This is a genomic window from Phyllobacterium sp. 21LDTY02-6 (genome assembly GCF_023554255.2).
GTDB lineage: Bacteria > Pseudomonadota > Alphaproteobacteria > Rhizobiales > Rhizobiaceae > Phyllobacterium.
The window spans coordinates 820269-845403 of record NZ_JAMJWD020000002.1 but is presented as its reverse complement, the minus strand read 5'-3'; the positions used below and the strand labels follow the sequence as shown (position 1 = coordinate 845403).

Below are 25135 nucleotides of genomic sequence, written 5' to 3'. Positions count from 1 at the left end.
CGGGCCGATACGAGCAAAGGGACGGTCGGCCCCGGCTCTCTTCATGTCGGCAATCGGGAGGGGATCAATGGCGCGGTGGCTCAGGGTCACAGGGTGGATCGACGAATTCAACCGTCGCATCGGCATCATTGCCATCTATTTCGTACTGTTCGCATCCATCGTATGCGCCTTCAATGCCCTGCTGCGCTACAGCATCGGCACGCTGATCTGGCTCGACCAGACCGTCGGCGCCGGCGGCATCTTCCGCGGCATCCTCGCCGTCTATGGCAGGAACTCCAATTCGCTCTCCGAACTGCAATGGTATCTCTTCGCCGGCATGGTGATGCTGGGCGGAGCCTGGACGCTCAAGCTGAACGAGCATGTGCGCGTCGATCTCGTCTATGGATCGGTCAGCGAGAAGACGCGGACGTGGATCGACCTTCTCGGCACGCTGCTTTTCCTGCTGCCGATCTGCGCGCTGATGATCTATTTCACCTGGCCATGGTTCGTTCTTTCCTATGTGACGAATGAAAGTTCGTCTAATGCCGGCGGCCTGCCGCTCTGGCCGGTCAAGCTCAGCCTGCCCATCGGCTTCTTCCTCGTCGGACTGCAGGGCGTGTCCGAGCTCATCAAATGCTATCTCGCCCTCACCACGGATTACGTGCGTGAGTTCGCCTACGAGAAACCTGTTCAATGATGCAATTCTTCTCCGACAACCTCGCCCCGTTGATGTTCTTCGGGCTGGTGATCTTCATGGTCATCGGCTACCCGGCTGCGTTCTCGCTGGCTGCCGTCGGGCTGTTTTTCGGTTTCGTCGCCATCGAGATGGGCGCGATCGGGCCGGATTTCCTCGGCAACCTGACCTATCAGATGTTCTCGGTCCTTTCGAACGAATTGCTGCTCGCGATCCCGTTCTTCACCTTCATGGGCGTCATCCTGGAGAAATGCGGCCTCGCCGAGGATCTTCTCGACGGCTTCGGCCAGCTCTTCGGCGGCGTCCGCGGCGGCCTTTCCTATGCGGTCATCCTCGTCGGCGCCATCCTCGGCGCGATCACCGGCACCGTGGCCGCATCCGTCATCGCCATGGGCCTGATATCCCTGCCTGTCATGGCCAAATACGGCTACAATATCCGCCATGCCACCGGCGTCATCGCCGCGTCCGGCACCATAACCCAGCTCATTCCGCCGTCGCTCGTGCTCATCGTCCTCGCCGACCAGCTCGGCAGGTCGCCCGGCGACATGTATATCGGCGCCACCGGAGCCAGCATCGTCCAGGTGCTGCTCTTTGCCGGCTGGGTCTTCGTCCTCAGCATCATCCGGCCGCACCACCTGCCGGCGCTGCCGCCGGAAGCGCGCACCCTGCGCGGCTGGCCGCTGTTCCTGCGCTGCGCGCGCGGCATGATCCCGTCGCTCGCGCTGATCTTCGTCGTCCTCGGCACGATCTTCCTCGGCCTCGCAACACCGACCGAGGCCGGCGCCATGGGCGTCGTCGGCGCCATGTTCATGGCGTGGATCAATCGCCGGCTGACCTGGGACCTCGTCTACCAGGCGATGACGATGACCATGCGCCTGACGGCCATGGTGGTCTTCATCCTGCTCGGCGCCCGCGTCTTCAGCCTGGTCTTCCAGGGCGTCGGCGGCGGCCACTGGATCGAGACCATGCTGACCTCGCTGCCGGGCGGCATCGTCGGCTTCCTGATATTCGTCAACATATTCATCTTCGTGCTGGCGTTCTTCCTCGATTTCTTCGAGATCGCCTTCATCATCATTCCGCTGCTGGCGCCGGCGGCAAGCGCGCTCGGCATCGACCTCGTCTGGTTCGGCGTCATGATCTGCGCCAACATGCAGACCAGCTTCATGCATCCGCCCTTCGGCTTCGCCCTGTTCTACCTGCGCGGCATCGCGCCGAAATCGATCAAGACCAGCGATATCTACATGGGCGCCATACCCTTCCTGTGCCTGCAATTGCTGCTGGTCGGCCTGCTGATCGCCTTCCCGGAAATGGTGACCTATTTCCTCGATGTCGCCGAGCCGGTGGACCTGAAGAATTTCCAGATCGAGCTGCCCAATGCGCCGGGGAACGATCTCGGCAGCCCGCCCTCGTTCGATCTCGGCCAGCCGCCGAAGTTCAACTGATCAGGCGAACCGGCGGCTGAGGAAAGGCGAGCCCTTCAGCCCGAAGCGCCACGGCGTTTCGGCGCCCTTGCTGATGCCGATGCGCGGCCCGAACGCGATTTCGCGCGCTGCGCCGGGCATCAGCTCGAAGGGCGGCTCGAACAGCGAAAGCCCGTCATGCGCCTTCGTCACGCCAAGCGCCTGCGCCAGCTTTCCGGGCCCCGAACAGAGCTGCGACGGCAGTTCGACGCCCCGCCTCAGCCGCATCGGCTCCAGCCCCGCCTGCGGCTCCAAGGCGCGGATGAGCACGGCGGAATCCGGCAGGCACACCATGTTGAGGCACCAGTGAATGCCATAGGAGCGATAGACATAGGCGTGGCCGGGCGGGCCGAACATGCTGCGGTTCGACGGCCCCTCGCCGCGAAAACTATGCGAGGCCGGATCGTCCTGCCGGTAGGCCTCGGTCTCGACGACCATGCCGCCGACGCCATCGACGAGCAACGTCGTGCCGATGAGCTCGCGCGCGACGACCACCGCATCACGGTCGAAAAAGTCGGGATTCATCCGCGCCGGGCCCCGCCTCCCGCCTGAAGCCCTGCTCGCCTCAAGAGGGAACGGCGCAGACGCGCGAACGGGTGAGGAACCGCACTTCGCGGCCATTGTCGAGCGAGAACATGCCGCCCCTGCCCGGCACGACGTCGATGATCAGTTCCGTATGTTTCCACACATCATATTGCGAGGCGCTGATATAGACCGGCGCACCGCCGATCTCGCCGAGCTTCACGTCATTGTCGCCGACGATGAAATCGCCCTGCGCATAGCACATGGGCGATGAGCCGTCGCAGCAGCCGCCCGATTGATGGAACATGATCGGTCCATATTCGGACTGCAATGTCGCGATGAGTTCGAGAGCCGCCGGTGTCGCGCTGACCTTGTCTTCCATGCCTGCGTCTTCCATCTCTGCCTCCTCGCGCGCCGGTGCCGCTGCTGCGGGCCGGCGCGCGGGCTGGTCCTGTCAGAAGAAGCCGAGCTTCTTCGGGCTGTAGCTTACCAGCATATTCTTCGTCTGCTGATAATGTTCAAGCATCTTCAGGTGGTTTTCACGGCCGATGCCCGATTGCTTGTAGCCGCCGAAGGCCGCATGGGCCGGATAGGCGTGGTAGCAATTCGTCCAGACACGGCCGGCCTGGATCGCCCGCCCGAAGCGATAGGTGGTGTTGACGTCGCGGCTCCAGATGCCGGCGCCAAGGCCGTAGAGCGTGTCGTTGGCGATGGAAAGCGCCTCGTCCTTGTCCTTGAACGTCGCCACCGAAACGACCGGGCCGAATATCTCCTCCTGGAACACCCGCATGCGGTTATGGCCCTTGAACACCGTCGGATGCACGTAATAGCCGCCGGCGAGATCGCCCGCGAGCATGTTGCGCTCGCCGCCGATCAGCACTTCCGCGCCCTCCTGCTTGCCGATGTCGAGATAGGAGAGGATCTTTTCCAGCTGCTCGCTCGACGCCTGCGCGCCGATCATCGTTGCCGGATCGAGAGGATCGCCCTGGACGATGGCCTCCACCCGCTTCAGCGCCCGCTCCATGAAGCGGTCATAGATCGACTCGTGGATGAGCGCGCGGCTCGGGCAGGTGCAGACTTCGCCCTGGTTGAGCGCGAACATGACGAAGCCCTCGATGGCCTTGTCGAAGAAGTCGTCATCTTCGGCAACGACGTCCTCGAAGAAGATGTTCGGCGACTTGCCGCCGAGTTCGAGCGTCACCGGAATGAGGTTCTGGCTGGCATATTGCATGATCAGCCGGCCGGTGGTGGTTTCGCCGGTGAAGGCAATCTTGGCGATGCGCGGGCTCGATGCGAGCGGCTTGCCGGCCTCGAGGCCGAAGCCGTTGACGATATTGACGACGCCGGGCGGCAGGATGTCGGCGATGAGCTCCATCAGGACGAGGATCGACGCCGGGGTCTGCTCGGCAGGCTTGAGCACCACGCAATTGCCCGCCGCGAGCGCAGGGGCAAGCTTCCACACCGCCATGAGGATGGGGAAATTCCACGGGATGATCTGTCCCACCACGCCGAGCGGTTCATGGAAATGATAGGCGACCGTATCATGGTCGATCTCGGATATCCCGCCTTCCTGCGCCCTGATGACGCCGGCAAAATAGCGGAAATGGTCGATGGCGAGCGGGATGTCGGCCGCGGTCGTCTCGCGGATCGGCTTGCCATTGTCCCAGGTCTCGGCCTGGGCCAGGACGGAGAGATTGTCCTCCATCACCTGCGCGATCCTGTTGAGCATGACGCTGCGTTCGGCAGCGCTGGTACGGCCCCAACCTTCCTTGGCGGCATGGGCGGCGTCGAGCGCCGCTTCCACGTCGCTGGCGTCCGATCGCGCCACCTCGCAAAGGACCTGGCCGTTCACCGGCGAGGTGTTCTCGAAATATCTGCCGGCCTTCGGTTCGACGAACTTGCCGCCGATGAAATTGCCGTATCTGGCCTTGAAGTTGGGTTTTACAGTGCGGTTGAATTCTACCTTGTTCATGGTTTCCTCCCTTGCGCCGGCTCCTGCAGCGGACTGCTGCAGATGCAATACGCGCGAATTTCCAGGCCGCCTCCTGCGGCTATGGAGAGCTTCGCGCGCCATGGCGCGGCTGTCATCCCGCCATGGCGAGTTGATGCCGGCATTTGTCGCATATCTGCGACAGGCGATCATCCCACACTAGTTCAGGCCGAGCTTCTTCAGCTTGCGGTGCAGCGTGGCGCGGCTCATGCCCATCATGCTGGCGGCAACGGAGACATTGCCATTGGCCCGGCGCAGCACGCGCTGGATGACGCTGCGTTCCGCCGCGGCGAAATCGGCGGCGGCGTCGCGTTCATGGCCCAGCAGATTGGCTGCCGGCAGCGGCGTCCGCAGGTTCTCGTCGGTGAGGCCCAGCAATTGCCGGGCGGAGCGCGACGCGCCGATGACGAGATCGTCCTGGTCGACCGCGATCAGCGCATTCAGCGCGCGCTCGCTGCCGGGGTCGCCCTCGGCCATGACGATGCGCGCCCGCGGGAAGGCCAGGCGGAAATTCTCGGCCTCCACCCGCCGCGCCGCGTCTGAGACCGCCATGCCGATCAGCCGCACCACGCCCTCGGTCAGGTCGGCGCGCGCCGAGGAAACGTCGATGACGGCCATCAGCCGGCCGCAATGATCGAAGATCGGCGCCGACGTACAGGAAAGCGCCGTATTACGGCTGCGGAAATGCTGGTCGCGATGGATCGTCAGCGGCCGCTGTTCGGCGATCGCCGTGCCTATGCCGTTGGTGCCCTCGCTTTCCTCGCTCCATACGGCGCCGGTCCACAGGCCGACCTTCGAGAAAGTCGCATCATCGCCCTCATAGCCGCGCCGGTCGACCGGCACGCCGTTCTTGTCGGCAAGCAGTACGCAGCAGCCGGCGCCGCCGACGGCGGAATAGAGGCGGTCGAGGGAAGCGGAGGCGGTGGATATCAGGGAGCCGAGCCTCTCGCGCGCTTCGCGCAATTCACGGTCGGTGAGGATGATGGTCGGCCTGCGCTCGTCATCCGGCTGCAAGCCATAGAGGCGCATCGATCGCCCCCATGAAGCGACAAGCGCCGATTTCGCCGCTGCATTGCCGGTCAGCGCCGTCTGAATCTGTTCGGCATGCAAGCCGTTCTGACTTTTCTCCAAGTCCCTCCTCCCGAAGTCTTGGTCATCAACTTCAACACTAGGCCAGAACCGCCGCAGGTCAAGCCCTGACGGGCGTTTGCGCCATCGATTCAGTGCTTCGGTTGCGCTCGAAAATTCAGTTCAACCTTGCCGTGTAGCAGCCATGGGCTGGAGGACGAGCCCTTGGGGCGTCTGCTCGATATGGGCCTCGATGCCATAGACGGACCGCAACCGTTCCGCGGTCAGCACTTCGCCCGGCGGTCCGTCGGCGACGATCCTGCCCTTGTCGAGGAGGACGAGCCGCGTGCACCAGCGTGCCGCCAGTCCGAGATCATGCAACGAGGCGATGACCGCTGATCCATCCGCCGCTATGTCGGCGAGCGATTGCATCAGCGCGATCTGGTGCGCCGGATCGAGCCCCGCAGTCGGCTCGTCCGCAATGAGCAGCGGCGCATCCTGCGCCAGCGCGCGGGCGATGAGGACGCGGGCTTTCTCGCCGCCGGAAAGCTCCGTCACCGGCCTTTGCCGCAAGGCGTCGAGCTCCATGCGCCGGATCGCCCTTTCGACGACTGCCCTGTCATGTGCGCCGGCCGCGGCGAAGAAGCCCGTATGGGGCGTGCGGCCAAGGGCGACCAGCTTTTCGACGGAGATCGCCCAGCCGATCTCGCGTTCCTGCGGCAGGAGCGCAACGAGCCTTGCCCGCTCGCGCAATGGCAATCGCCGCGCCGGCCTGCCATCGATGGCGATCTCGCCGACGGAAGGGACAAGGCCGAAGACGCTGCGGATGAGGGTCGATTTTCCCGCGCCATTCGGCCCGATGAGCCCGACCAGTTCGCCGCGCGAAACCGATAGATCGATCCCGTGCAATATCGGCCTCGGGCCGAGGGACACGCCCAGATCTGTCAGCTTCAGCAGGCTCACAGCATGGCCCTCCGCGTGCGGAAGACGAGCCAGAGGAAAAAAGGCGCGCCGACGAGTGCGGTCAGCACTCCGAGTTTCAGGTCCTTGCCCGGCGCGATCACCCGCACCAGCACATCGGCGAGAAGCAGCATCGACGCGCCACCAAGCGCGGACGCTGGCAGGAGCCGCGACGGTTGCGAACCGACAAGCGGCCGCAGGATATGCGGAACGACCAGTCCGACGAAACCGATGGCGCCGGCGACGGCGGTTGCCGCGCCGACGGCGAGCGCCGTGCCGGCAACCGCGACAAACTGCACCCGGCCTGTGTCGATGCCCATGCTGGCCGCGGCATCCGGCCCGAGCGTCAGCGCATCCAGAGACCGGCCGAGCCCGAGCAGCATCAGGCAGCCGAGCAGCATGAAAGGCGCCGAGAGCTGGACATGCAGCATCGACCGATCCGTGAGCGAGCCCAGCAGCCAGTAGACGATTTCCATGGCTGCGAAGGGATTGGGCGAGAGGTTGAGCGCCAGCGAGGTCATCGCCGCTGCGAAGCTCGAGACCGCGATGCCGGCAAGGATGATGGTGAGCGTGCCTGATCCGCGTCCCGCAAGTGCCTGCACGACAAGAACCGCAAGCCCGGCTCCGACGAGCGCCATGAGCGGCAGTGCCAGCGGGAAGACGAGGCTGAGCCCGGTATAGAGGGCGATGACAGCGCCGAGCGAAGCGGAAGCGCTGACGCCGAGCAGCGCCGGCTCCGCCAGCGGATTGCGCAGATGGCCCTGCAGCGCCGCGCCGGAAAGGCCGAGCGAAGCGCCGATCATCAATCCCAGCAGTGCGCGCGGCAGGCGGATCTCCCGCATGACCAGCGCAATCGCCTCATCATTGCCGGTCACGATCGCGGACAGACTGGTGCCGATGTCGAGCGCGGCAGGGCCGGTAAGCATCGACAGCAGGAACAATAGCAGCGTCAGCACGGCGAGACACAGGATGAGGGGGCCGGCGCGGTCCTTCATCGGCTCGCCGCCAGGATGCGAACCGCGGTCGCCGTGAACGGCCCGCCGCAGATCGTATATCGGTCGGGCACGTCTATCAGTCTTGACTCGCCCGACAGGGCGCGGAACGCCGGATGAAGCTGCGCCTCATAGGCAAGGGCCGGCGCCTTGTAGGGATTGTGCATGGCGATCAGGTCCGGCCGGGCCATGATCATCTGTTCCAGCGAGAGTTTCTGCGTACCGGACAGCCCAAGCTTCGCGCCGAGATTGACCGAGCCGGAATGCCGGATGACGTCATCGACCAGCGTGCCGCTGCCGGCCGTATATTGATTGGCGTAATAGAAGGCGACCAGCGGCACGCGTCCTGCCGGCGGCTGCACCCTGGCCAGCGTGGCGTCGAGCCGGAGCACCAGATTCTCCGCCGTCGCCTCCCGCCGCAACAGGGCGCCGATACGGCGCAGCTGGGCCCGGATATCGGCGAAGGACATCGCCGGTTCGAAAAGCTCTACCCGGAAGCCGAGCCGCTTCAGCATGTCCGTCGTCGGCCGTGCCGTATAGGAGCCAGCCAGGACGAGGTCGGGCTTCATGAGGAATATCTCCTCCGCCAGCCCGTGATTGGCGACAAGACCGCGCGCCCGCTCCGCCAGCACCGAGACATTCTCGTCGAGCGCCATGTCGGAGACCGAGTGCAACTGCCCCTCCGCCGCGACGAGCATGGCCAGTTCGTCGGTGCAGAGATTGAGCGAAACCACCCGCTGCGGCGCCGCCATGACCGCGCCAGCCAGGAGCAATAGCGCCGCCAGCGGCAGGACATGGCTGGCGATACCGCCGATCCAGCCCATGCGGGCGGAGTGTTTCGCTGTCATCCGCGTCAGAAGCTCCCCTTCAGGCCGACGAAAGCCGTGCGGCCGGGGGTGTTATAGCCATAAACTTCCTCATATTCCTCATCGAAGAGATTTTCGATACGGGCATAGGCTTCGATCCTGTCGTTGAACTTGAAGCTCCCGCCCAGATTGACCAGCATATATTCGTCCAGCGCCACGCGCCGCGCAACCGCCGTCCTGTAGCTGTCGTCCTGCATCCTGCCGTTGAAGGTCAGCTCGCTGAATATCCGGGCGCGGTCGTCGAAGAATTCATAGGCGGCATTGACCGAACCCGCATGTTTCGGGCGGCGGACCTCCTCTCGGCCGTCGGGATCGGTCGCATCGGTATAGGTATAGCTCAGGCCGGCGCTGAAACCGTTCATCAGGTCGAGCGTCGCCGATATTTCGATGCCCTGCCGCTCGCTGCTGCCACCCTGGTTGACCGGCATGTAGCGGAAATCGGCCGAGGGCGTCGTGATGATCTCGTCGGTCAGGTCCTGCCTGAAATAGGTGATGTCGAGCACGAGGCGTTCGTCGAAGAATTTCTGCTCGACGCCGATATCCCAGCCGAAGCTCTTTTCCGGCGCCAGATCGGGATTTCCCCGATAGGTGGAAGGGATGAAGCCGAACTGCTCATAGAACGTCGGGTTGGTCACGCCCGTCCCGACCGACGCATGCAGGCGCGTGCCCATGCCCGGAACCTGCCAGGCCGCCGCCACGCTATAGGTGGAAGCATCGCGGAACCGGTCATTGGCATCGCGCCTGATGGCGGCGTTGAGGTAGAACTGCTCGAGGAATTCGCCGCGATACTCGCCGATGGCCGAATGCACCACCCGTTCATGCTCTTCGAACTGCGTCGGGTCGTACCAGGGGCTGGCGATATCGATCTCGGTCGGCATCTGCCGGAAGTTCTCGCGCTCGCCCTCATAACCGGCGGTGAAACGATGGCTCGAGCCACCCAGAAGTTCGCTATCGAGCTGATAGCTCGCCTGATAGGAGCCGAGCAGCCGGCTGCCCTCATTGCCGGCAATCACATCGCTGTTCTTCAGATAGTCGCGGCGGGTATCGCTGTCCGATATGCGCGCCTTTTGCGTCAGCGCGCCGCCCAGCGATGTCCAGGTGAGGCCGATCGCACCGAGCAATTCGCGTCTCTCGGTCTGGTCGTCGCCATCGATGATGATGCCCTGCAGCGGCGTGCCGAACGTCCCCTCCGGGTCGAAATCGCTTCGGCTGACGGCGTAACGTAACGTGCCGTCGAGAACGATGTCGGGCGTGATGTCGATCTTGAACTTGCCATTGAGCGTGCCGTTGCGGTCGCCATCCTTCTCCGAGCCGAAATCGGAGATGTTGAAGCCATCGGCCTGCCTGTAGGCGCCGGACAGCGCGAAATCATAATTGTCGGCGCCGCCCTGCAGCAGGACATTGCCGAGCCAGGTTCCATCCGTTCCGGCCTCGCTGCGCCCGCTGATCCTGTAGCCGTCCCGCGTGCCGCCCCTGGTGATGATATTGACGACGCCGGCCATGGCATTCGAGCCCCAGAATGCGCTCTGCGGCCCGCGCAGCACTTCGATACGGTCGATGTCGGCCACCTGCAGGCCGCCGAAATCGAACTCGCCATTGCCGGTCTCGCTGGCCTCGATGCCGTCGATCATGACGAGGAGATGATTGGATTCGGCGCCGCGCACCCTGACCGATGTCTGGCCGCCATAGGAGCCGATGCGCGACACCGCAAAGCCCGGCACCTGCCGCAACGCATCCGCAACGTAACGCGTCTGGCTGCGCGCCAGCTGCTCGCCGCTGATGATGGTGAAAGCACGGCCGGATTTCTCCGCCTCGACCTGCTGCTGGCCGAGCTGGATGTAAATCGGATCGAGCTTGATGGATTTGCCCATCTCCGCCTCCTGTGCCGTTACGACACGGCAGAAGGCCAGGAGCATGGCTCCGGCAATATGAATTGGTCTGAACATCGATATCCTCATCGGGAAGCAACGGCGAAGACGCTCACTGCATCGCCGGCGTCTGCGCCTCGATCAGCGCACGGAACAATTCGTGCAGCCGCCGCGCTCCTTCATGCCGGCTGGCGGGAGATTCAAGCCGCGCCACTTCGCGCCGCGCCGCCTCGGCAATATCCGAGCCCTGCGGGCGCGACAGCAGCCAGCGCATGAAAACATCCTCGGGCGCGGTGGAGGCATCGACATCGCGGCGGATGCCGCTCCTGTTTTGGCAGAAGGAAAGACTCATGATAAAAACCCCGATCATCGTGATGGACGGGGCTTTGCGTCTGAATTGCAGCAGCGGGCCGATGCAAAGCGACACAGGACACCCCGCCCGTGGACATTCAACATGTTTCGGCAGGTCTCCTGGCTCACAGGTCATCATTGCTGGCCGGCCTTCCCGAAGCGGAAATTGCTTCAGTGGCTTACCGCACCATCCGCGAAACCCAGGGTTTGCGAATGGACGGGGACAGCAACTCGCTGTTTACAGTTGCGGGGGCAGCGTCAGCTTCGGCAGGCGTTCAAACCTGCCTCACGGACTTCCCTCTTAGCTCCCTGCCTTGCGGCAGGAAGAACCGGAACGGCGCTATAAGAGCCACCGCCGGCCGATCCGTCAAGGGAGCATCGGCGATATACCGGGGAAACTCGGGCATGGCGGAACCCGCCGGCCTTGCGGCGCTCCCGGAGGCCGGCCCCATTCTCCGCCTTTGCCATTGCTTCTTGCCTCTCTCGCGCTACAATCCCGGCGAAATTGGCGTGAACGGGAGCTTTTTGCGCGAGGAACGCGTCAAATCCTTCCGTTCTGGTGCCTGAACTCAGCGAAAATGGAGACAGCGATGGGCTTACGCATTAACGACACTGCGCCGGATTTCACTGCCGATACCACCCAGGGCGAGATCAGGTTCCACGACTGGATCAGGGACAGCTATGCGGTGCTTTTCAGCCATCCGAAGAATTTCACCCCGGTCTGCACCACCGAACTCGGCTATATGGCCGGTCTTGCGCCCGAATTCGAGAAGCGCAACGCCAAGATCATCGGCATCTCCGTCGATCCGGTCGAGAGCCATTCGAAATGGAAGAACGACATCAAGACGGCGACCGGACACGAGGTCGACTATCCCCTTATCGGTGACAAGGACCTGAAGGTCGCCAAGCTCTACGACATGCTGCCGGCCGAAGCCGGCGATTCTTCCGAGGGCCGCACCCCCGCCGACAACGCCACCGTGCGTTCGGTTTTCGTCGTCGGCCCCGACAAGAAGATCAAGCTGATCCTGACCTATCCGATGACGACCGGACGCAATTTCGACGAGATCCTGCGCGCCATCGACAGTATCCAGCTGACGGCAAAGCACCAGGTGGCGACCCCGGCGCAATGGAAACAGGGCGAGGATGTCATCATCACCGCCGCCGTTTCCGACGAAGACGCGGAAAAACGCTTCGGCGGTTTCGAGCGCGTCCTGCCCTATCTGCGCAAGACCAGGCAGCCGGCAGGCTGAGCGGCATCATCGCGACTTGATGGCTTGCGGGAGAAAATTCTCCCGCAGGCCGCTCCCGCGCAATGACATGCCCTGACGGGCGGGCCGAAACATGGTCTAATCCAACGTCGGAAGATCCGTGGAGGGATGTCTCCGATGAAGCCGTGCAAGAAGGTGAAATATTCCGACGGGGACCTGTATCTGCGCCTGCGGGAACTCCGCGACATGCTGCAGGCGATCGAGCCGGACAGCGTGAGCGCGCGGCGCGAACTGGCGATCATCCGCGACGCCATCTCCTTTTCGCTGACGCGCCTGGCACTTCCCGGCCGCAACGACGCCGCCAATGACGATCCCCCGGTAAAACCCGTGAGCTAGGGTTGGGCCCGTGAAGCCTGCCCCGGCAACTAGACCCGCGTGATGAATTGCGGTGCACCGCGCAGCGTGTTGCTGACGGTGCAGATTTCCTCGGCGGCCTCGACGATCCTGTGTTTCGTCTCGTCGTCGAGTTGCCCGTCGATCTCGATCTCGATGATGAAGCGTTCGACCCGCGACGGCTCGTCGGCGGCCTTCTCGCCCGTCACCCGCACCCTCACCTCGCCGAGCCGTTCGGCGACGCCGAGCCGCGCCGCCGCCATGCGCGCGCTGAGCGCGATGCAGGCCGACAGCGAGGCATAGATGAGGTCGAGCGGGCTGAAGCCGGGTTCCGACACGGCGGTGACGATATCGAGGACGCCGCCGGTATCCGAGGTGACGACCGGAAGTCGCCCGGGCGCCATGGCGGTCTGCGCGCCCACCGCGCGGGTTCGAATCTTCAACGCTGCCATCCCTTGATTGCCTGCCAGACGAGCCTGTTTTCAGGCTTCAGTCTTTCCATGAAAGTACCGCCGCCGCAAGGCGCCCCGGACAGGAGCACCTCGCGGCTTCGGCCTCAGAAGGGGCTCGCCGTCGGCCGCACGATGATCTCGCTCACATCGACATCGTCCGGCTGGCTGACCGCATAGGCGATGGCCCGGGCGATCGCCTCGGCGCTGATGGTGATGGCCCGGAACGGCGCCACGGCATCGCGTCCGGCAGGATCGGTTATGGTATTGGCAAGCTCGGATGTCGTCGTGCCGGGAGAGACGACGGTGACGCGGAGCCTGTCCGTTTCCTGCCGCAGCCCGTCGGAAATGGCCCGCACCGCGAATTTCGTGCCGCAATAGACGGCGCTCATCGGCCAGACGATATGGGCGGCGATCGACGAGATATTGACGATATGGCCGCTGCCCTGCTCCTGCATGATCGGCAGCGCGGCGGCAATGCCATAAAGCACGCCCTTCACATTGACGTCGATCATGCTGTCCCATTCATCGACCTTCAGCGCGGCGAGCGGCGAAAGCGGCATGATGCCGGCATTGTTGACGAACACATCCAGCCGGCCGAACTCCGACAGGGCAAGGGCGGCGAATTGCTCCATATCGGCCCGCCGCGTCACATCCACGCCGAGAAAGCGCACCGATCCGCCGCGCGACGAAATCTCTTCGGCCAGCTTTTCCAGCCGGTCCGTCCGCCGGGCGCCGATGACGAGCCGCGCGCCCTCCGTCGCCAGAAGCCTCGCCGTTGCTTCGCCGATGCCGCTGCTGGCGCCGGTGATCGCGATGACCTTTCCTTCAATTCCAACCATTTTGCTTCTCCATCATCTGTTTCTGAACGGGCTTCTAGCGGCGCCTGAAGACCATGCCGCCATGATGCAGCGTATCGGCATCGACAAAGGTGCCGTCGGCGGTGAAGCCGGTATCGTCCCAGTAGCGGATTTCGTTGCCGCTCACCTCGTAGCGCCCCTGATAGGCGCTCTGGCGCGTGCCGCGCGCTTCGTCATAGCGGCCATTCTCCAGGAGTTCCTGGCGTACATGGCCGTCATCGGTGACCCACATGCCGATATAGGGGTGTTGAGACATTGCTTCCTCGTTTTCGGATTGTTGCACTGGCAAGGCCTGCCCGGCATGGCCCGTTCCGGCCAGAACCAGCGCGGTGCCGCCAAGGATGGCCGCGCGAAGCATGGCGCGCCGCGCCGGTGAATTGCGTTTCGGTGCCCTGAACGTCTTGATGAACGTCTCGACGAACGTTTCGATGAACATTTCGACCTCACCTGTCTTGGTTGTTGCCTGGGGGTATTTGCTTGCGGTTGCTGCATGTTCGGGGCGCCTTCCGGCAGGCCCGCAGGCACAAGATAGGTCGCGGTCTGCGGCTGAAAAAGTTGCCAATTCCAAACAGACTGGTTAGTGATGCTAACCAATGAACAATGATCTCGATGGTATTTCGGTCTTCATGGCGATTGCGGAAGCGGACAGCTTCCGGCTCGCCGCCGAAAGGCTGGGCGTGACGCGTTCTGCCGTCAGCCAGGCGCTGCAACGGCTCGAGGACCGGCTGGGCGTGGCGCTGGTGCAGCGCACGACGCGAAGCGTGCGCCTGACCGAGGCCGGCGAAAAGCTTTATGAAAGTGCGCGTCCGCCGTTGCTCGATCTCGCGGCGGCGCTGCAGGCGACACGGGAATTGCGCCAGGAGCCATCCGGCATGCTGCGCCTCGCCGTTTCCTCCATCGCCGAGAGTTTTCTCTCCGGCCCGTTCATTGCGGAATTCCTCGCGCTCCATCCGGCGATCGACATGGATATCACGATTACCGACGAAACATTCGACATCGTCGCTGCCGGCTATGATGCGGGCGTGCGCCTCGAGGAAGTGATCGAGCAGGACATGATCGCCGTGCCGGTCTCGTCCCGGCAGCGCCAGCTCGCGGTGGCTTCACCGGATTACATCGCGGCACGGGGCGCGCCGCTGCATCCGCGCGATCTCCTCGACCACAGTCTCGTCGGCTGGCGCCCGCGGCCGGACACCGCGCCCTATCGATGGGAATTCACCGAGGACGGGCGCGACTTCGATGTGGCGGTGCAGCCGCGACTGACGACGAACGACATGGAACTGATGCTGCGCACGGCCTGCGCGGGCGGCGGCATCACCTTCGGCATGGAGGAAACCATGCGGCCCTACATGGCAAGGGGCGAGCTCGTGCCGCTGCTCGAGCCCTTCTGCGCGCCGTTTCCGGGTTTTCATCTCTATTACCCGCGCCGGCAGCACCAGCCGGCCAAGCTGCGGGCGCTCGTGGACTATCTGCGGCGCTGGAATCGCCGGCCCGATCAGCCCGATTCATGATGAGCGGCCCGCTCTCTCATGGCGACCGTCGGGTCGTCACACCATGCCGAGGGCGTTCATGTACAATTCGAGGATCGCTTCTTCTTCCTTGCGTTCATTGGCGTCCTTCTTGCGAAGGCGCACGATGGTACGGATGATCTTCGTGTCGTAGCCCCGGCCCTTTGCCTCGGCCATGACTTCCTTGATGTCATCCTGCAGCGTAGCCTTTTCTTCCTCGAGCCGCTCTATGCGCTCGATGAACTGCCGCAATTCCGCTGCGGCAACACCTTCTACACCCGCCGGCGCCGACATATCATCCATGGTCATCTCATGCTCCGTGATCATTCAACTGGCGACTCGACTGGCCGCGCTCGACGTTCCGATGCCCGACCACGACCCGCGGAGTCAAGCCAATAGAGTCCGCGACGGCGGTTTCTCATGCCGGGGATCAGTGCGAAGGGATCGCGAAGGGATCAGTGCCAAGGGGACTCAGTGCGAAGGCTTGCTGGTCTCGAAGGCCGCCTTCTGTTCGTCGCTCGCCTCGCGCTGGTGCTTGGCCTGCCACTGCGCATAGGGTTCGCCATAGATCAGCTCGCGCGATTCATCCTTGCCAAGCGCGATGCGGGAAGCCTCGGCCGCCTCCCTGTACCAGTTGGCGAGGCAATTGCGGCAGAAGCCGGCGAGATTCATCAGATCGATATTCTGCACGTCGCTGCGGCTGCGCAGATGCTCGACGAGCCGGCGAAACGCCGCGGCTTCGAGTTCGATCTTCTGCCTTTCGGTCAGTTCAGTCATGTTCCAGTTCCATCTTCCATCGGCCCGGTGCGCGACGTGTAATGCCGCACCACATGGATGTCGGGCGTTGCGTTCATGCCTTCAAGGATCGGCGCCAGCAAATCGCGCCACCGCGTGGTGCCGGCATCGTCGCCGATGAGATCCTGCCGCACCTCGATCAGCGCATGCGCATAGCCCGGCACCACGCAGTGGCGGAACATCGTATCGTTGCGCAGGGCGCCATCATAGGGCTCGTTGTCGCCCACCACCAGCAGCGGATCGGCGCGCAGCCCGGCCAGCAGCGGCAGCACAGCGCGCGGGTCGCTGTCCCACAATATGCCCGCATGCCAGGGGCGCGGCGTCTCCTTCCAGAAGGCGGTGAAGGAATGGACCGAGATCACCAGCGGCGCTGCGCCACTCGCCGCCGCGACGCGGGCGATGGCGGCGGACACGGCATCGTGATAGGGGCGGTAATAGCGCTCGATGCGCCGCCGCCGTTCTTCCGGCGGCATCGGATTGTTGCGTGGAATGATGGCGCCGTCCGAAAGCCGCATGATCAGCGTCGGATCGTCCTCGCCGCGGTTCGGGTCGATCAGCAGGCGCGAGAAGCCGCCCAGCACCGCCGGCACGCCGAGCCGCGCGGCGAGCTTGCGGGTCAGGTCCTCGACGCCGATATCATAGGCGATGTGGCGGTCGAACTGCGCCGCGGGCAGGCCGAGCGAACCATATTCCTCCGGCAGATCGCGCCGCGCGTGATCCGCGAGCAGGACCATTCCCCTGGCATCGTCGCCATCGACATGGTGAAAGGGGGCAAAGGACATGCGGCTACTCTGTATCCATGGCAGGTCGGTCCTGTTTTCCACGCGCCGCCCCGCTTTGCAAGCCTTCAACTCACCGCCAGCACCGCTTCCGTATCGTATTGGCGCACGAAATCCACCCGCGTGCCGTTCCAGTGATAACAATAGTGCCGGCCCTGGACAGGAATGGGGATGACGTCGGGCCAGAAGATGCCGATGCAGCGTCCGCCGCGCATTCGCACGCTGTTCCACAACAGGCCGTCGCTGCCCGCGGCCCGGAGCTCGCGGCCCTCGATGTGGGAAGCCGCATAATCATGCGGGTCAAGGACGCCCGGCACCGCGTTCACATCGTCCAGTGCCCGGTCGATGCTGCCCACCAGGACGCGAAAATCCGAGGTCCAGCCCGGCGGCTGATCGGTCGAACGCATGAACTTCTGGTGGTGATGGATGGTTTCGGCGACGGCGACTTCCTCGCTCTCGCCGGCATAATAGATGCCATAGCTCCCGTCGGAGAAGCGTCCCGGCCGCGCGGTCGAACAATGGACGAAGGGGGCCATGACAAGGCTGGCGCCGGTGCCCGAAACGCGGCGGTTCGCCGGCACCTTGCCGAGATCGCCGACCTCGAAACGAAGACGCGGATTGGTTTTCGCCTCGACGGCGACAAGCGCCTCCCAGTCGCGGGGATCGGCGATGTCTTCAAACAGGTCCACCGGCGGATATATGGAGCGGATGATGCGGTAGGTGCCGGGCCATCGTACAGGGGATCGGACGGCAAGCCCGCTCACCATGCGCTCCGCTCCGCATCGAGCCACTCCCGCATCACGGCAAGATCGGAAAGCTCGCCCTGCAGCATCATTTCGAGCGCCGACTTGCCGCCGAAAGCCGCATTGGGCGCCTTGATCCACGCATAGCCCCTGGCCGGGTCCTTGAACAGGTATCGCAGCCCCTTGTGGATACCCATCAGGTGAGCCAGCCGCATCTTCAGGTCGCGATCGACACGCCCGATATTGCCTTCCTTCCAGCGCGCCCAGGTGCGAGCCGACAAACCGCCGAGCAAGGTACAGGCCTGTGAATCGGTGAGCTTCCACGCATTGAAGAGATTGACCGTCGTGCGGGCGAGCGCGCCGGCTTCCTCCTCGGTGATTTCGGCCGAAGATTTGCTGGATGGGGTCGACGCAATGGGCTGGAGCTGCATGGCACTCTCTCTTTCTGGCATAAAAATAGCACAATATTGCCATTTGGCAAGATGCGTGCCGTGAGAGTGCTGCATCGACAGGCTCGGCATGAGCGAAGCAGGCCCGGCGATGCGGTGGGCTCGGCATGAGGGAAAGCGGGCGATTGCAGCGCGTGAAAACCAGCGGATTGCGAGATAAATGGTGCACCCAAGGCAAGAAAGGCTATACGACTTATTCCCGCGTTGACAATGGGTGCGAAACTACCGAAAAGAAGGTCAAAGACCGGACGGAGGCAATATTGAGTAGGGGTATTAAGGCGAGATCGGGCACTTTCCTCGCGGCATTTCTATTCATTCTCATTGCGGGCAGTATTTTCAAGCCGAGTGAAGCGAGGGCGGATTTCCGCGTTTGCAACACGACGCAGAACCTCGTGGGTGTCGCTATCGGTTACCGCGCCAAGTCGGGCTGGATCACGGAAGGCTGGTGGCATGTCAATGCCTCCTCCTGCACCACGCTCCTTGTCGGGCCGCTGACATCGCGTTATTATTATCTCTATGCAGAAGACGCCCAGAGCGGCGGACGCTGGGACGGCAAGATCAACATGTGCGTTGCCGAAAACCAGTTCAAGATCACCGGGATCAATGATTGCTTCGCGCGCGGGTTCCAGCGCGCCGGCTTCCAGGAATACGATACCGGCGAACAGACGAGCTGGATGGTCCAGCTGACCGAAGAAACCCCTCCCTCCTCCCCAATTGTAACGGATACCCCTCCTCAATGAGACGCCGCCGTAAGGTAAAGATACTCGCCACCCTTGGCCCCGCTTCCTCCGACGAAGCGATGATTCGCAAGCTTTTCGAAGCCGGTGCCGACGTGTTCCGCATCAATATGAGCCATGCGAGCCACGAATTGATGCGCGAGCTGGTGCGGCGCATCCGCAATGTCGAGAAGGAACTCGGCCGCCCGATCGGCATTCTCGCCGACCTGCAGGGTCCGAAGCTGCGCGTCGGCAAATTCGCCAATACGCGGGTCGACCTCGTGCCGGGCCAGACCTTCACGCTCGACGACAATGAAGCGCCGGGCGACGAAACGCGGGTCTACCTGCCCCATCCGGAGATTCTGGCGGGGGTCGAGCCCGGCCACCGGCTGCTGATCGACGACGGCAAGCTGGCGCTGATCGCCGAGGCGACCGATGGCAAATCCATCCGCTGCCGCGTCGTTTCCGGCACCAAGATTTCCGACAAGAAGGGCGTCAGCCTGCCCGACACGACGCTCGGCGTCGGTGCGCTGACCGAGAAGGATCGCCGCGATCTCGATGCCGTGCTGCAGGAAGAAATCGACTGGGTGGCGCTGTCCTTTATCCAGCGGCCCGAGGATCTTGCCGAAGTACGCAAGATTTCCCGTGGCCGCGTCGCTCTCCTGTCGAAGATCGAGAAGCCGCAGGCCGTGGCGCGTCTCGACGAGATCATCGAATTGTCCGATGCGCTGATGGTGGCGCGCGGCGATCTCGGTGTCGAAATGCCGCTGGAATCGGTTCCCGGCATCCAGAAGCAGATCATCCGCGCCTGCCGCCGTGCCGGCAAGCCCGTGGTCGTCGCCACCCAGATGCTGGAATCGATGATCACCGCGCCGGTGCCGACGCGCGCCGAAGTGTCGGACGTCGCGACCGCCGTGTTCGAAGGCGCCGACGCCGTCATGCTCTCGGCTGAATCCGCCGCCGGCGAATATCCGGTCGAAGCCGTGGCCACCATGGCGCGCATCGCCGAGGAAGTCGAACTCGATCCGAACTATCCCGGCATCATCCACGCCCAGCGCCCGGAGCCGAACGCGACCGGAGCGGACGCCATTTCGCTCGCTGCCCGCCAGATCGCCGAGACGCTCAACCTTTCGGCCATCGTCACCTATACGGCATCGGGCACCACGGGCCTGCGCGCCGCGCGCGAGCGGCCGCTGCTGCCGATCATCGCCCTGTCGCCGGTCGTCGAGACCGCCCGCCGGCTGTCGCTCGTCTGGGGCCTGCATTGCGTCGTGACCGAGGATGCCACCGACCTCGACGACATGGTCGATCGTGCCTGCCACATTGCCTATCAGGAAGAATTCGGCAATCCCGGCGATCGCATCATCATCTCGGCCGGCGTGCCGCTGCGCACCCCCGGCTCGACCAACATGCTGCGCATCGCCTATATCGGTTCGGATGGGCTGACCGGCATCTGATCTGCCGCGAAAAGGAGCTGGTGCCGGCGCCCGCTGCCGGCGCCGGTTCAGGTGCGCTGGCCGGCCAGTTGCTCGGCGAGTTCCCCGGCTTCCCGCTGCGCCTCGCGCAGCATGGGATAGACTTCAAGCGCGCGCTCCAGTGCATGGAACGCCGCTTCCGTCTGGCCATTGCTCTTCAGGATCGCCGCCATGCCGGTGATGGCGCCGAAATGGCGCGGCTCCAGCGCCAGCGTTCGCCGTATGTCGGCCATCGAGCGCCCATAATCGCGGTTGAGGAAATTCACCGTCGCCCGCCTGTTCCAGCCTTCGGCATAATCGGGACGCATGACGGTGACCTGGTCGAGGAAATCCATCGCCATCGCATATTTCTTGTCCTCGATGGCCTTCGCCGCCCAGCCCATCATCAGATCGACCGTCGCGCTGCCGGAATTCTGCCATTGCGACTGGATCTGCGTGGCGATGCGCGAAGCCTTGACCGCATTGCTCTCGCGCTTGAGCGAGGCAAAGAGCTCGTCCAGCCGGGCCGCCTTTTTCTGCGCCAGCGTCATGTTCGGCGTGGCCGGCGCAGCCGCCTTCACGGCGTCCCGGACCTGCTGGTTCAGCGCTTCCGGAGCCGGCGATTCCGGAGCTGATGATTGGGGGCCAGACGATTGGGGGTCAGACGATTCCTGCGCCGTAGCCAGGCCCGGCACGGCCAGAAGGAGAATGAGGGCAAAAAAAGCAAAAACGTTCCGCATGGCAGGAATGTTAGTTCCTGTCAGCGAAACGTCAAATGCAAATAAGCGTGAGCTTGGGCTCAGCCCTGGCGCGCCTTGAAGCGCGGAGCCGTCTTGTTGATGATGTAGATGCGACCCTTGCGGCGAACCAGCTGGTTGCCACGATGACGGGCCTTCAGGGCCTTGAGCGAATTCTTGATCTTCATTTTAGCACCGGTATCTTTACGCCCGAAACCGGGCATTACGAAAAAGCGCGCCTCAATCAGCGCGCCACAAACACGTTGCGGGGAAATAGCCAAGGAATGGCTGGATTGTCAACTCCCGAGTAGCGATCCAGCGTGCGATTCCTTGCGCTTTCGGCAAATTGTCGCGTCAGAGCCGCTTGGTGATGCGGGTGACATGGCCCATTTTCCTGCCGGGGCGCGATTCCGCCTTGCCGTAGAGATGCACGACCGCGCCGGGCTCGCCGAGGAGGTTCGGCACGCTCTTCCACTCGTCGCCGATCAGATTGTCCATCACGCAATCCGAATGCCGCCTCGTATCGCCGAGCGGCAGGCCGGCAATGGCGCGGATATGCTGCTCGAACTGCGAAACCGCGCAGGCCGCCTCCGTCCAATGGCCGGAATTGTGCACGCGCGGCGCAAATTCGTTCGCCAGCAGCGTACCATTGGCCAGCGCGAAGAATTCCACGCCGAGCACGCCGACATAATTCAGCGCTTCCAGGAGCTTGCGCGCCGCATCGGCCGCGAGGCCCGCCATGGTCGAGGAAACGGAGACCGGCACGGTGGACCGTATGAGGATGCCGTCCTTGTGGACATTCTCGGCGGCATCGTAGATGCGGATATTGCCGGCCTGGTCGCGCGCCGCGATGATCGAGATCTCATGGGTGAACTCCACCATCGCCTCGAGGATCGAGGGCGCATTGCCGACGGCCGCAAACCCGGCCGCAGCGGTTTCGCCGGGCGCGGCGCTGAACTTGTACTGGCCCTTGCCGTCATAGCCGAAGCGGCGGGTCTTGAGGATGCCCTTGCCGTCGAAGGCCAGCAGCGCCGCCTCGAGCTCGGCCTCGGTTTCCACCACCCGCCATTGCGCCGTCTTGATGCCGGCCTTCGCCAGGAAGCGTTTCTCGGTGACGCGATCCTGCGAAACCTTCAAGGCCTCGCAGGGCGGAAACACCGGCTTGCTGTCGCTGAGCTGCTCGGCGGTATCGACCGGCACGTTCTCGAATTCATAGGTGATGACGTCGCTGAGCTCCGCCAGTTGGTCGAGCGCCTGCGGATTGTCATAGGCGGCGGTGATGACCTCGTTCGCAACCTGCGCCGCCGGGCAATCCGGCTGCGGCTCGAGCACCACCGTCCGATAGCCAAGCCTTGCCGCCGCCATTGCCAGCATGCGTCCCAGCTGTCCCCCGCCGATTATGCCGATCGTCGCGCCCGGTAGTATCATCGTCATGCCTCGTCTGATGGCCGCAGGGCGACCTTTTCGCTTTGCGCCTGGCGGAACGCATCGAGCCGCCGGGCCAGGTCCTCATCGCCAAGGGCGAGCACCGCCGCCGCCAGCAGCGCCGCATTGACCGCGCCTGCCCGGCCGATCGCAAGCGTTCCAACCGGTATGCCCGCCGGCATCTGCACGATCGAGAGCAGCGAATCCTGCCCCGACAGCGCCTTGGATTCGACCGGGACGCCGAAGACCGGCAAGGGCGTGATCGCGGCCGCCATGCCCGGAAGATGCGCCGCGCCGCCGGCGCCGGCTATGACCACCTTGAAACCCGCGTCGCGTGCGCCCCTGGCAAATTCAACCAGCCGATCCGGCGTGCGATGCGCCGAAACGATCCTGTCATCATGCGAAACCCCGAGACTGTCGAGCGTTTCCGCTGCATGGCGCATGGTGGCCCAGTCGGACTGGCTCCCCATGATAATTGCGACGTCAGCGCGGGTGTCTGCCATTGAGCATCCTTCAATCATTGCTTTGGGAAACGGAGTGAAAGGCGCGCCCGGCGCCTCCTGATGAAATCATGCGATGATATCGGGAATGATCTTGTCTTCAAGCTCGATCAGCTTGTCCTTGATCACCAGCTTTTTCTTCTTCATGCGCTGAATGCGAAGCTGGTCGCAACCCACCTGAATCATCGCCTGTATCGCGGCATCGAAATCGAGATGCTCTTGTTTCAATCTTGCGACTGCCAGTCGAATGTCAGCCTGATCCTGGTCGGACATGCAGTGAATCCCGATCATTTATAGTAAAGGAATCGTGTTCGGCATGGACCAATTCCTGTTCCTTACCGGCGCGCTGCCATATCATATTTTACACCACAAGAAAATCCTACGAAACAAATTCGACATTCGCGCAAAGTGGTGGCACAGTGTCACGGCTCTGTCATAAAGTCGCCACGCGGCGGGCAGAGCATTTACGAGCAAGGACACCAACAAGGGAGAAGCTGCATGGCCATTGAGTCTCATCTTGAAACGCTTGAACGTAAGCATGGCGCACTCGAAAAAGAGATTTCCGACGCGCTTCTAAGTCCCGCCACCGACGACCTCAGAATCACCGACCTCAAGCGGCGAAAGCTTGTTCTGAAGGATCAAATCGAAAAGCTGAGATCAATCGTCACCCATCATTGATGACAAGGCCGACAGGCTCGACCAAGGAATTTCGCGTGCTTCCGGCACGCGCCATAAAAAGGGCCCGGCTCCGCATTGCGTGAGCCGGGCCCTATTCGCTCCAGAACTGGTCCAGCCAGATATTCAGGTGGAGAAAACCGTCATTGTCGACGGAATAGATCCTGCGCGTGCCCTCGGCGGCGACGCTCACCAGCCCTGCATCCAGCAGCGCGCGCAAATGCTGCGATACGGCCGGGCGTGAAATCGGCAGTCCGGCCGCAAGCTCGCTCACCGTCCTCGGCGCGCGGCGCAACTCCTCCAGCAGATAGCGGCGATTTGGATCGGCAATGGCCAGGAACGGGTCGGTTTGAACCATGATGCGCCAAGTTTCGGTTCAATCCTGCCCCGGAGTCAATGCGCCTTGTGTCGATCCGTCTATTCAGGCGCGCTTTCAGCCCGGGGATCGAGGCGTACGCCCTCCGGCGTCGCCCGCTCCGAATGGGCGGTCTGGAAATTGTCGCGCTGGTCGATCGGCACGGGAGCGCGCATCCGCGAGCGGATGATGGCGTGGACCATGATAGCCGCATGCGCCAGCGCGGTTATGGCGAACAGGCCTTCCGGCTTCACCGCCTCCATCGCCCAGGCGCCGAGAACCGGCCCGATCATCGTGCCGAAGCCATAGAGCAGCAGCAGGCCGCTCGTCACCTTCACGAAATTCTCCGAATCGGAAAAGTCGTTCGCATGGGCGACGGCGACGGGATAGAGCGTATAGGCGAGCCCGCCATAGATGGCGGTCATGATCAGGATCAGCGTCGCATTGTGCGGAGCGAAGGCGAAGATCATCAGGCCGATCAGCGCCGCCGCGCCGCCGACGCAGGCAAGCACGTAGCGCCGGTCGGTGCGGTCGGACATGCGCCCGACGGGGATCTGCATCAGCGCGCCGCCGAGGACCGCGGCGCTCATCATCAGCGCGATCTCGGCCGTCGATATGCCGGTCGCGGCGCCATAGACGGCGCCGAGCGTGCCGAATGCCCCATTGGCGACGCCGATGAGGATGCAGCCGAGAAATGCCACCGGCGAATTGCGGTAGAGCGCCTTCAGGTCCAATTGCACCTCCGTCAGCGGCTTGGGGCTGCTCGCGGTGGAAATCGCCGTCGGGATGAGGGCCAGGCAGAACAGGATGCCGGTCAGCATGAAGAAGGTTCCGTTGCGCACGTCGCCGAAGCCGATCATCAATTGCCCTGCCGTGATCGAACCGAAGTTGACCACCATGTAGAGGCCGAAGATCTGGCCGCGATTGGCGTTGCTCGCCCGCTCGTTCAACCAGCTCTCGATGACCATGTAGGAACCGGCCATGGCAAATCCCGTCAGGGCGCGCAGGGCGATCCAGGCGGTCGAATCGACCAGCAATCCGGTCATCAGCGCCACGATGGCGGCGATGGAGGCGAAGGCGCTGAAGGCCCGCACATGCCCGACCCGCTGGACGAGGCGCGGCGCCAGCAGGCAGGCGGTGATGAACCCTCCGGCCCAGGCGGTGCCGAGCAGGCCGAGCGAGGTGGTGGAGAAGCCTTCGACGCCGCCGCGCAACGGCAGCAGCAGGCCGTGCAGGCCCGATGCCATGACGAGGAAGGATGTGCCGCAGAGCAACGCGAAGACCTGTACGAACGAACGGAACACGGGAGAATCCCCTCTGGCGAATCAAACTGACCGGTGGC

General features: G+C 63.6%; 31 protein-coding genes, 1 pseudogene and 1 riboswitch. Of the genes and pseudogenes, 8 read left to right on the top strand and 24 right to left on the bottom strand.

Annotated features, from left to right (window positions below; all coding sequences use genetic code 11):
• Positions 1 to 67 precede the first annotated feature (67 nt).
• Positions 68 to 676: a TRAP transporter small permease subunit gene (locus tag M8997_RS10450; protein WP_250020141.1), complete on the top strand. Its 609-nt coding sequence runs from the start codon at positions 68 to 70 to the stop codon at positions 674 to 676.
• Positions 673 to 2115 (top strand): TRAP transporter large permease subunit, encoded by a 1443-nt coding sequence (locus tag M8997_RS10445; protein ID WP_250020140.1) that lies wholly within the window; start codon positions 673 to 675, stop codon positions 2113 to 2115. The genes M8997_RS10450 and M8997_RS10445 overlap by 4 nt, the downstream gene beginning before the upstream one ends.
• Here the strand turns inward: M8997_RS10445 and M8997_RS10440 are convergent, their stop codons facing one another.
• From M8997_RS10440 to M8997_RS10400, 9 genes are all read right to left on the bottom strand, one after another.
• Positions 2116 to 2658 (bottom strand): DNA-3-methyladenine glycosylase, encoded by a 543-nt coding sequence (locus M8997_RS10440; protein ID WP_250020139.1) that lies wholly within the window; start codon positions 2656 to 2658, stop codon positions 2116 to 2118.
• Positions 2659 to 2698: 40 nt separating this feature from the next.
• A complete protein-coding gene (locus tag M8997_RS10435) occupies positions 2699 to 3052 on the bottom strand; it encodes a DUF779 domain-containing protein (protein WP_250020138.1) in 354 nt (117 codons plus the stop codon).
• A 57-nt stretch (positions 3053 to 3109) separates the two neighbouring features.
• Complete coding sequence (gene adh, locus M8997_RS10430) at positions 3110 to 4627, bottom strand: aldehyde dehydrogenase (RefSeq protein WP_250020137.1); 1518 nt, start codon at positions 4625 to 4627, stop codon at positions 3110 to 3112.
• 177 nt (positions 4628 to 4804) lie between these two features.
• Positions 4805 to 5776 (bottom strand): GAF domain-containing protein, encoded by a 972-nt coding sequence (locus tag M8997_RS10425; protein WP_250020136.1) that lies wholly within the window; start codon positions 5774 to 5776, stop codon positions 4805 to 4807.
• Positions 5777 to 5896: 120 nt separating this feature from the next.
• The gene (locus M8997_RS10420; protein ID WP_250020135.1) at positions 5897 to 6676 is read right to left on the bottom strand and encodes an ATP-binding cassette domain-containing protein; all 780 of its coding nucleotides are present in this window, start codon (positions 6674 to 6676) and stop codon (positions 5897 to 5899) included.
• Positions 6673 to 7668: an iron ABC transporter permease gene (locus M8997_RS10415; RefSeq protein ID WP_250020134.1), complete on the bottom strand. Its 996-nt coding sequence runs from the start codon at positions 7666 to 7668 to the stop codon at positions 6673 to 6675. The genes M8997_RS10420 and M8997_RS10415 overlap by 4 nt, the downstream gene beginning before the upstream one ends.
• Positions 7665 to 8513: an ABC transporter substrate-binding protein gene (locus M8997_RS10410; protein ID WP_250020133.1), complete on the bottom strand. Its 849-nt coding sequence runs from the start codon at positions 8511 to 8513 to the stop codon at positions 7665 to 7667. Before M8997_RS10410 ends, M8997_RS10415 begins: the two co-directional genes overlap by 4 nt.
• Before the next feature lie 5 nt (positions 8514 to 8518).
• The gene (locus M8997_RS10405; RefSeq protein ID WP_250020132.1) at positions 8519 to 10477 is read right to left on the bottom strand and encodes a TonB-dependent receptor; all 1959 of its coding nucleotides are present in this window, start codon (positions 10475 to 10477) and stop codon (positions 8519 to 8521) included.
• A gap of 34 nt (positions 10478 to 10511) precedes the next feature.
• A complete protein-coding gene (locus M8997_RS10400; RefSeq protein ID WP_250020131.1) occupies positions 10512 to 10751 on the bottom strand; it encodes a hypothetical protein in 240 nt (79 codons plus the stop codon).
• Between the two features lie 91 nt (positions 10752 to 10842).
• Positions 10843 to 11099, bottom strand: a riboswitch (cobalamin riboswitch).
• A gap of 241 nt (positions 11100 to 11340) precedes the next feature.
• Between M8997_RS10400 and M8997_RS10395 the strand changes: the two genes are divergently transcribed.
• Together M8997_RS10395 and M8997_RS10390 are read left to right on the top strand one after the other, a co-directional pair.
• Positions 11341 to 12000, top strand: a complete 660-nt coding sequence (locus tag M8997_RS10395; protein ID WP_250020130.1) for a peroxiredoxin — start codon at positions 11341 to 11343, stop codon at positions 11998 to 12000.
• 135 nt (positions 12001 to 12135) lie between these two features.
• Positions 12136 to 12354 (top strand): hypothetical protein, encoded by a 219-nt coding sequence (locus M8997_RS10390; RefSeq protein ID WP_250020129.1) that lies wholly within the window; start codon positions 12136 to 12138, stop codon positions 12352 to 12354.
• Between the two features lie 29 nt (positions 12355 to 12383).
• Here the strand turns inward: M8997_RS10390 and M8997_RS10385 are convergent, their stop codons facing one another.
• The 3 genes from M8997_RS10385 to M8997_RS10375 form a co-directional block, all read right to left on the bottom strand.
• Positions 12384 to 12803 carry an OsmC family protein gene (locus tag M8997_RS10385; RefSeq protein ID WP_250020128.1) on the bottom strand — a complete coding sequence of 140 codons (420 nt, stop codon included), beginning with the start codon at positions 12801 to 12803 and terminating at the stop codon, positions 12384 to 12386.
• 104 nt (positions 12804 to 12907) lie between these two features.
• Entirely contained in the window at positions 12908 to 13642 is a 735-nt protein-coding gene (locus M8997_RS10380) for an SDR family oxidoreductase (RefSeq protein ID WP_250020127.1), read from the bottom strand.
• Positions 13643 to 13676: 34 nt separating this feature from the next.
• Positions 13677 to 14018: an Atu4866 domain-containing protein gene (locus M8997_RS10375; RefSeq protein WP_371929564.1), complete on the bottom strand. Its 342-nt coding sequence runs from the start codon at positions 14016 to 14018 to the stop codon at positions 13677 to 13679.
• A gap of 235 nt (positions 14019 to 14253) precedes the next feature.
• On the opposite strand from M8997_RS10375, the gene M8997_RS10370 reads away from it, so the two are divergent.
• On the top strand, positions 14254 to 15168 hold the full coding sequence (locus tag M8997_RS10370; protein WP_250020125.1) for a LysR family transcriptional regulator: 915 nt from the start codon (positions 14254 to 14256) through the stop codon (positions 15166 to 15168).
• 36 nt (positions 15169 to 15204) lie between these two features.
• Here the strand turns inward: M8997_RS10370 and M8997_RS10365 are convergent, their stop codons facing one another.
• The 5 genes from M8997_RS10365 to M8997_RS10345 form a co-directional block, all read right to left on the bottom strand.
• Positions 15205 to 15459, bottom strand: a complete 255-nt coding sequence (locus M8997_RS10365) for a DUF2312 domain-containing protein (protein WP_371929563.1) — start codon at positions 15457 to 15459, stop codon at positions 15205 to 15207.
• 177 nt (positions 15460 to 15636) lie between these two features.
• A complete protein-coding gene (locus M8997_RS10360) occupies positions 15637 to 15942 on the bottom strand; it encodes a DUF1244 domain-containing protein (protein ID WP_250020123.1) in 306 nt (101 codons plus the stop codon).
• On the bottom strand, positions 15939 to 16742 hold the full coding sequence (locus M8997_RS10355) for an N-formylglutamate amidohydrolase (protein WP_250020170.1): 804 nt from the start codon (positions 16740 to 16742) through the stop codon (positions 15939 to 15941). Before M8997_RS10355 ends, M8997_RS10360 begins: the two co-directional genes overlap by 4 nt.
• Positions 16743 to 16807: 65 nt before the next feature.
• Positions 16808 to 17506 (bottom strand): RES family NAD+ phosphorylase, encoded by a 699-nt coding sequence (locus M8997_RS10350; RefSeq protein WP_250020122.1) that lies wholly within the window; start codon positions 17504 to 17506, stop codon positions 16808 to 16810.
• Entirely contained in the window at positions 17500 to 17913 is a 414-nt protein-coding gene (locus M8997_RS10345; RefSeq protein WP_250020121.1) for an MbcA/ParS/Xre antitoxin family protein, read from the bottom strand. Before M8997_RS10345 ends, M8997_RS10350 begins: the two co-directional genes overlap by 7 nt.
• Positions 17914 to 18278: 365 nt before the next feature.
• On the opposite strand from M8997_RS10345, the pseudogene M8997_RS10340 reads away from it, so the two are divergent.
• Both M8997_RS10340 and pyk read left to right on the top strand, forming a co-directional pair.
• Positions 18279 to 18671: pseudogene (locus tag M8997_RS10340) on the top strand (DUF1036 domain-containing protein); the annotation flags it as partial.
• Positions 18668 to 20104, top strand: a complete 1437-nt coding sequence (gene pyk, locus M8997_RS10335; RefSeq protein WP_250020120.1) for a pyruvate kinase — start codon at positions 18668 to 18670, stop codon at positions 20102 to 20104. The pseudogene M8997_RS10340 and the gene pyk, both read left to right, overlap by 4 nt.
• A 47-nt stretch (positions 20105 to 20151) precedes the next feature.
• Here the strand turns inward: pyk and M8997_RS10330 are convergent, their stop codons facing one another.
• From M8997_RS10330 to M8997_RS10310, 5 genes are all read right to left on the bottom strand, one after another.
• Positions 20152 to 20841, bottom strand: a complete 690-nt coding sequence (locus M8997_RS10330) for a hypothetical protein (RefSeq protein WP_250020119.1) — start codon at positions 20839 to 20841, stop codon at positions 20152 to 20154.
• A 59-nt stretch (positions 20842 to 20900) separates the two neighbouring features.
• A complete protein-coding gene (gene ykgO / locus M8997_RS10325) occupies positions 20901 to 21026 on the bottom strand; it encodes a type B 50S ribosomal protein L36 (protein WP_250020118.1) in 126 nt (41 codons plus the stop codon).
• Positions 21027 to 21192: 166 nt separating this feature from the next.
• Positions 21193 to 22272 (bottom strand): 5-(carboxyamino)imidazole ribonucleotide synthase, encoded by a 1080-nt coding sequence (locus tag M8997_RS10320; protein WP_250020117.1) that lies wholly within the window; start codon positions 22270 to 22272, stop codon positions 21193 to 21195.
• Complete coding sequence (gene purE, locus M8997_RS10315; RefSeq protein ID WP_250020116.1) at positions 22269 to 22766, bottom strand: 5-(carboxyamino)imidazole ribonucleotide mutase; 498 nt, start codon at positions 22764 to 22766, stop codon at positions 22269 to 22271. Before purE ends, M8997_RS10320 begins: the two co-directional genes overlap by 4 nt.
• A gap of 66 nt (positions 22767 to 22832) precedes the next feature.
• The gene (locus M8997_RS10310) at positions 22833 to 23036 is read right to left on the bottom strand and encodes a YdcH family protein (RefSeq protein WP_250020115.1); all 204 of its coding nucleotides are present in this window, start codon (positions 23034 to 23036) and stop codon (positions 22833 to 22835) included.
• A 225-nt stretch (positions 23037 to 23261) separates the two neighbouring features.
• On the opposite strand from M8997_RS10310, the gene M8997_RS10305 reads away from it, so the two are divergent.
• Positions 23262 to 23441, top strand: a complete 180-nt coding sequence (locus M8997_RS10305) for a YdcH family protein (protein WP_250020114.1) — start codon at positions 23262 to 23264, stop codon at positions 23439 to 23441.
• A 91-nt stretch (positions 23442 to 23532) separates the two neighbouring features.
• Here the strand turns inward: M8997_RS10305 and M8997_RS10300 are convergent, their stop codons facing one another.
• Both M8997_RS10300 and M8997_RS10295 read right to left on the bottom strand, forming a co-directional pair.
• On the bottom strand, positions 23533 to 23796 hold the full coding sequence (locus M8997_RS10300; protein WP_250020113.1) for a helix-turn-helix transcriptional regulator: 264 nt from the start codon (positions 23794 to 23796) through the stop codon (positions 23533 to 23535).
• Positions 23797 to 23855: 59 nt separating this feature from the next.
• The gene (locus tag M8997_RS10295) at positions 23856 to 25097 is read right to left on the bottom strand and encodes an MFS transporter (RefSeq protein ID WP_371929547.1); all 1242 of its coding nucleotides are present in this window, start codon (positions 25095 to 25097) and stop codon (positions 23856 to 23858) included.
• Between the last annotated feature and the right edge of the window lie 38 nt (positions 25098 to 25135).